A 6,036-nucleotide genomic window follows, 5' to 3' on the forward strand; every position below is an offset into this window, starting at 1 on the left:
CTCTCTAGTTAACTTTTCGTTACATACTTGAGATTTTTCCCGCCCACTTACTTAAATATAGACGAAATAAATAAACTAAAAAGGTTAAAGAAAACGGGTAAAGCTGCTTATTTTAAAGAACTTGTACAAAATTTCCCGTGCTTGTGTTGCTTTGATGGCAAATGATGTCTTATCGGAATAAGCCGCTCTTTAAGCGCTATCGTGCCATAAAACTATATAGTCATTTTCAGTTTATCTTTTGAGAGTGGTGGTAGCGTCTCTTCATGAAAGGCATCGCTTGAGGAATGTGCTGAGGATGTAGCATCAAGGTAATTATTATCCTACCTTCCGCACCCCTAACTGTCACAAAGGGAAATTACGGAGAAAAAAAATTAAGTGGGAATCAAAACAGACATTATTAGTCAAAAAAGAGATTTGAGCAACCATGAATCAGAAAAAATGGCATTAAAATAAGAGTGTCAATAAGAAGCAATAAGAACTGACAGCAGAGAGATGAGTCGGAGATAAATAAATGAAGATGTTCAAGACTTAAATCATAAATTAAAGTAATTAATAGAAGTGACAAACTAAAATTATTGACATAGTAAATTAGAGCTATGAATCAAATAGATTAGCTCCAAATTCTATTGAGATTAAATTAATAAAGAGAATAATTAGGTGAATACTTGATAGTAAACTAGACAATGATCTGGGAAAAGATTCAGAATAAATTCTCTTTCTTTAGTCCAATTTGAGATGTGCTTTTCCTGGTTCAGTGTAACTAAATGAATAGACTGAAAGCATTGAAATATCCAGCGTAAAGTGGGGTGGTTAGTCAGTTTACCCAATTGATTTTTAATTGTTGATTTAGACTCTTGAAGAGCGGCTCTTATTTGCCTTTGAGCCAATGTATAAACCAGCAGACATAAACCCATAATCATTCCTAAAGACTCAATCCTCTCTGGACTTTTGAGGAAAATACTGTCTGCGAAAAATAATGGGTCTTTGAGAAAAGCAAACCCTCGTTCACATGACTGTTGAGCTTTATATTCACTCAATATTGAGTCGTCACTCAGTTCACTTGGTTCTAAAACATTAGTAGCAATGATAAAACGTCCTGCACTCAGAACTTCTGTGTTGATTTTACTTTCACTTCTAGAAACTGTAGCTGATATTTTGTAAGATGTTCCTGTTGGATTATCTTTTTTGTTAGATGTGATTTCAGTAATTTTACTTTCCTGAATTTGGTGATATTTAAATTGTTTTGATAGTTTTGATAATGCTTTCACAGCATCAGCCTCACAAGCAAATTTGTCCTGTGATAATTTTTTCAATTCCTGAACAGCTTTTGATTCTGCCTTGGTAATTCTCTGTGAAAGCTTACGCAGGTCGGATTCTCTTCTATCTTGGCTTTGTACTACTAACCATCTTTGTTCTATTCCTGCATAATTTCCTGTCTTTGAAGCAGATTTATATCCTTGTATTTGACTATCAAGAAATTCTGATTCTGGTAATGTTGATATTAATGATTGTGCTGATTTTATACTTAATGGTACTCGGCATAACCAGCGTAATTCTGACATTAATTTCAGATTTGGTTCTGTATATAAAGCACAGTCTGCAACTATAAGACTGTTCACTTCTATTTGTTTTTGATATTCAACTGCTATTTCACCAAAGCATGATGAATCGGCTTGATTTCCTGATGCTAGTTTCAAGAATATTGGTATGTCTCCATCTCCTGAACAGATTAGTTCTATGATAAATTGTTTTAAGTCCGGGCGATGGTCACGTGAATAACCATAAGTTATGGTAATTTCTTTTGGTGATTTTACTACTAATTCTTCTAATTCTTGGGAATTAACTGCTTCTTTACTCTCAAATATTACTTCTGGTAAACTGGTATTGTATTGTCCATGTACGTGCATTGATGATGAATCTAAGTGCGATGATGACAGTGATACACCAAATTTTTTAGCCGCTTTTAAGGCGATAATAAAAAATATAGTATCCAGTCCTTTAATAAATAGTTTATCCATCACTCTGCCCAGTTTATCATCGTTGAGATATTCTGGTTTTACTCCTGTTCCCACTAAATGTTCACAAGCAATTGTTTCAAAATATTTAGGAAACATATACAAAGGTTTGGATACAAATCCTAACCCGTTTAATATCATTGCTTTCACTACATGACCAGCGCTTACTTTTTCTCCTTTTTCTTCAACTATTAATGAGAGTGATTATTTCTACTAATCCTATGGCATCTATTATTCCTGCTACTATTCCTAGATGGTCTATGTTTTGAATTTCCATTTCTTGGGGTTTCAATTTCACAACAGGTTTCTCCACAACTTCTGTTGTTATTAAATCATTTCTCTTTCTTCACCAAATTTCACCTTCTCATCCAGTTCCCAGCTTAATGCTAATCTTTATTATTAACTCTGCTTCCTTTTTTATGTTTTCTAGTTATTATGTACTACTCTGTCTGCTTTTTGCTGATCTGTGACAGTTAGGGTGCGGAAGGTGGGTTATTATGATGAATTACGCGATTAAATGAGTGCGGACAGTTACGGTTTACCTCGATGAAAGCCAGATATGAGTAATACAGAGCGCCGTTGTTGCGTGAATCGGCCAAACGGTGAAGACCAAAACCTAGTATAAAGTTCGCAATTGGAACCCTTTGAGATTCTGTTCTGTGGAGAGCAACTTGCTCATCTTATGGTTTCAAACATCTTTTAAGGGCTATGAAGTTAATACAGCAAGCACTTTAGCTCTCTTGTCGCCCCCTGAAGTCAAAGCAGCTTGAAAGTTCCAAATTTCAAATCAAATCGGGTTAGTGTTAGTGATTGGAGAACTTTTCACCCAGACATTATGGTTGTGATAAAAATCACCACGCTGTTCTAATGTAAAGCCACCCAGCAATAATCCCAACCATACTTCTACCATCGGCATTTCCAACGCACATTGCAGTTTAACTAAAGAAACCTCATCATTGACATTTATCAGATGGTTAGCGATCGCTCTCTGCCATTTTTCCACATCCTCATCTGATGCCAAATTGCGAACATCTTCTAAAGTTGTTACCTCATCGAGCATTGCCAAAACATTCGCTTTTTCAACAGGTGCTACTACAGAATCACCCTCCTGGTTAGGAGATGAAAATTGGTGTGGGCCATGTGGTTTAAAGGTTTGTGGTGTTTGCGGTTCAATCAAATCATCTAAATCTAGGTGCATTGTTGTCCGCACTAGACCAGCAAAGAGATCGGTGCTAACAACAGGCCCCAAAAGACTATTGTGATCGCGGGTATCTTGCAACAGCACTTCGGCACGAGACTTGAGAATATCTGCAATTTGACTGAAGGCAAGCGCTGCGGTTAATAACTGTGCCTCCAAGGGTAATTTTTCTAGCTCGGCATCTAAACATTCCCACATCGGTGCTAGTGTTGATGTCGCTGGAGATTCGGACAACTCATCTAATACATCCCAAATTGTTAATTGGCGGTATGTGGTCATCTCTAAGATTCTGGATGCAAGGGACAAGGACGCACTGGGCAGTAGCTTGAGGTAATCTCAAACATATCTTTGTATTGATATAGTGAAACACCGTATTGAGATGCAAATGCCTGCAACACCTGATCTGTATAAGCGCGGATCTTACCAGCCGTTAGCCCAAAACAGTGAATTGGCTCTAAGCGGCAAACAGGTTTTTGCCCCAGCCAGAGTTCTGCGCCCAAGGCGTGCAATGGTTTATCCCCTGATTCTTTGTACAAATACAGTACTGCAAAATATGTTGCTGGGGGTTCGACTGCGATCACATCAATTTCTGTCCCATTGTTCTGATTCTGGGTTCGGTGGCGATAAAACGAACGGCGATTGTGACAGACTTTGGGATTCCAACATCCATCCCCTGCTGTTCCATGTAAAACTTTAGCTTGAGTTGTTGGTAACTTGGCGCATAACTGACACTTGGGATCGAGTGGCTTTGGCATAGTCTACTTCACTTCGTCCTCTCCAATCGCGCGATAGTAAGCTGCGATCGCAGCTTGTTGTTCGCCACGAAGTGTATACCGCCGAAAAGCTTTGTCACTATGATGCCCAGTCAGTTTGCGGGCATGAGTCGGGTCAAGACCTAGTAATATTAGATCCGTAGCGTAGGTATGTCGAAAAGAGTGAGGATGCAAATCTTCGATAAGAGCTAGTTCACCGATTTTTTCGACAGCAAAGTAAATACCGTAATAACTTAAGCGTTCACCTTTGTATGAAGCATGGTATGAAATCATCAAAGGGCTAAGACTGTTTAATACTTCACCCAGTTGTTGGCGCGATCGCAAATACTCTGCCAAAACTTCTCTGCTCTGTTTTTTTAGTGGAACTAAGCGTGGTTCATTGGTTTTGGTGTCTGGTAAAAATAGCAGCTTGCCATCAAACGACCCAACATTTAACTCCACAATTTCTCCAGCCCGTAGCCCATGACTGAGAATGTGAACCAGTGCTGTATCCCGTTGCTTTGTTTCTCCGAGCAATTCCAAAGCTAACCAAACCCGTTCCATTTCTTCAGGGGTCAAACTTTGGGCTGGTGGCAGTGGCACTTTTTCCAGTTTAATCCCCAGCGTGGGATTAGTAGCAATTATGTCAGGATACGTATAGCACATCCATTTGAAAAAGCTTTTAAGTGCGGCGACTCCTGCATTAATGCTGCTTTTGGAAAGCGGTTTCCCGGCATCAGTCCGTATTTCATCTCGTAGGTATTCTTTATATAGCGCAAGGTGACGTGGACGCAGTTCATGATAATGTAGTTCACTCCAAACCAAAAACCTTTTAAGTTCGCGCTCATAAAGCTTGCGGCTATTGAGTGCAAGGTTGTTGCTGCGTAAAAACTCTAGCACCTTTACCCACCGGATATCGGTTGGTGGTCTTCTAGTTTCTCCTGGCTGTGTGAAATGTAGAGCTTCACGATCAAGGGGAATGAGTTTGATCTCAGGTAAAGAATCTGCGTTATAGTTCATTCTCTTCTTCAAAAGCCTTCAGAAGTCGGAGGTCGGAGGTCGGAAGTCGGAAGTCGGAAGTAGAAAATAGTAATGAGAAACTGGCTTTTGAGTTAAATAACTAAGGTTTCAGTTGCGCTCTGTGGCATCCAACTTTAAAAATTTATTCTCATTTAATCTATTCTTAATTTTGCGTGTAGAGGCAACGAGTATCTTGACTATTTCATCAGCTTCTCTAAGTAATGGGTCAAATTTAGATTTATCAACAACTTCAGATTCAATTAAAATTTCCAACCAATATTCAGTTTCACGTGCCTCCTTCAAAGCGATTTCCATTTTATGTAAAAAATCTTTATCAGACTGAGCCGAACGAGACTCATGTACGTTAGCACCAATGCTCGTACCAGAACGTAACAGTTGCTTTGATAATGTGCGGCAAACGCCTGCTTTTTCGTCAAGAAAGCTACAAGCCTTAATTATTCTGATCGCAAACGCTTTAGTCCTGTCAGTAATACTAATGTCTTTATCCATACTTCTACCCGCTTAAAGAAGTCGAAAGTCGGAAGTCGGAAGTACAGTTTTGTAATGGGGAGAAGAGCGCAAAGTCTAGCCCCTGCGCTCCTGTTGCTCTGCGTCGGAAAGCATGTGCCGTAGAGCGGGGGAACCCCGCAAACGGACTGCCTCAACTTTGTAAAACAGACCCCATCACAAAACTTACAGCTTTGGGAAGCCACTTCCTTAAACCCACAGAATGTTGTTTATCTTTCTTTATTCTTACTTCCGACTTCCGACTTCCGACCTCCGACTTCAGTCATCATACCCGATCGCGGATACAAAATAAGAAACCCTTATCTTTTATCCGATATTAAATACGATTAAAAATACCCTCTCCCCAGCAGGCAGGGGAGCAGAGGGGCAGAGGAGAAAGAATGCTAACGTTTCATTAACCAAGGTGTTGGGTTGGCAATCATATTTACTAGTCCACCTAAAATTTGGTTGTAGGTTCCATATAGTTCTCTACCGCGGATTTCTCACAAAATCTGAAAAAATGGGATCAAAAACTGCGACAATG

The 6,036-nt window shown here is 39.5% G+C and carries 4 protein-coding genes and 1 pseudogene; all 5 read right to left on the reverse strand.

What is annotated here, in order from left to right:
• Positions 1-653 precede the first annotated feature (653 nt).
• A pseudogene (locus tag RMY63_RS40775) lies at positions 654-2,292 on the reverse strand (IS1634 family transposase).
• A gap of 510 nt (positions 2,293-2,802) precedes the next feature.
• Positions 2,803-3,492, reverse strand: a complete 690-nt coding sequence (locus RMY63_RS40780) for a hypothetical protein (protein WP_322734120.1) — start codon at positions 3,490-3,492, stop codon at positions 2,803-2,805.
• Positions 3,493-3,494: 2 nt separating this feature from the next.
• Positions 3,495-3,968 (reverse strand): hypothetical protein, encoded by a 474-nt coding sequence (locus RMY63_RS40785; protein WP_322734121.1) that lies wholly within the window; start codon positions 3,966-3,968, stop codon positions 3,495-3,497.
• A gap of 3 nt (positions 3,969-3,971) precedes the next feature.
• Positions 3,972-4,985 (reverse strand): site-specific integrase, encoded by a 1,014-nt coding sequence (locus RMY63_RS40790; protein WP_322734122.1) that lies wholly within the window; start codon positions 4,983-4,985, stop codon positions 3,972-3,974.
• 108 nt (positions 4,986-5,093) lie between these two features.
• Positions 5,094-5,495, reverse strand: a complete 402-nt coding sequence (locus RMY63_RS40795) for a four helix bundle protein (protein WP_322734123.1) — start codon at positions 5,493-5,495, stop codon at positions 5,094-5,096.
• Between the last annotated feature and the right edge of the window lie 541 nt (positions 5,496-6,036).

This window comes from Nostoc sp. ChiQUE01b (assembly GCF_034531255.1).
In the GTDB taxonomy this organism is placed as follows: domain Bacteria; phylum Cyanobacteriota; class Cyanobacteriia; order Cyanobacteriales; family Nostocaceae; genus Nostoc.

What these genes read in the sequence shown, in the direction of transcription:
- RMY63_RS40780 (WP_322734120.1), bottom strand. Translation starts at nt 3,492, where the DNA reads ATGACCACATACCGCCAATTAACAATTTGGGATGTATTAGATGAGTTG.
- RMY63_RS40785 (WP_322734121.1), bottom strand. Translation starts at nt 3,968, where the DNA reads ATGCCAAAGCCACTCGATCCCAAGTGTCAGTTATGCGCCAAGTTACCA.
- RMY63_RS40790 (WP_322734122.1), bottom strand. Translation starts at nt 4,985, where the DNA reads ATGAACTATAACGCAGATTCTTTACCTGAGATCAAACTCATTCCCCTT.
- RMY63_RS40795 (WP_322734123.1), bottom strand. Translation starts at nt 5,495, where the DNA reads ATGGATAAAGACATTAGTATTACTGACAGGACTAAAGCGTTTGCGATC.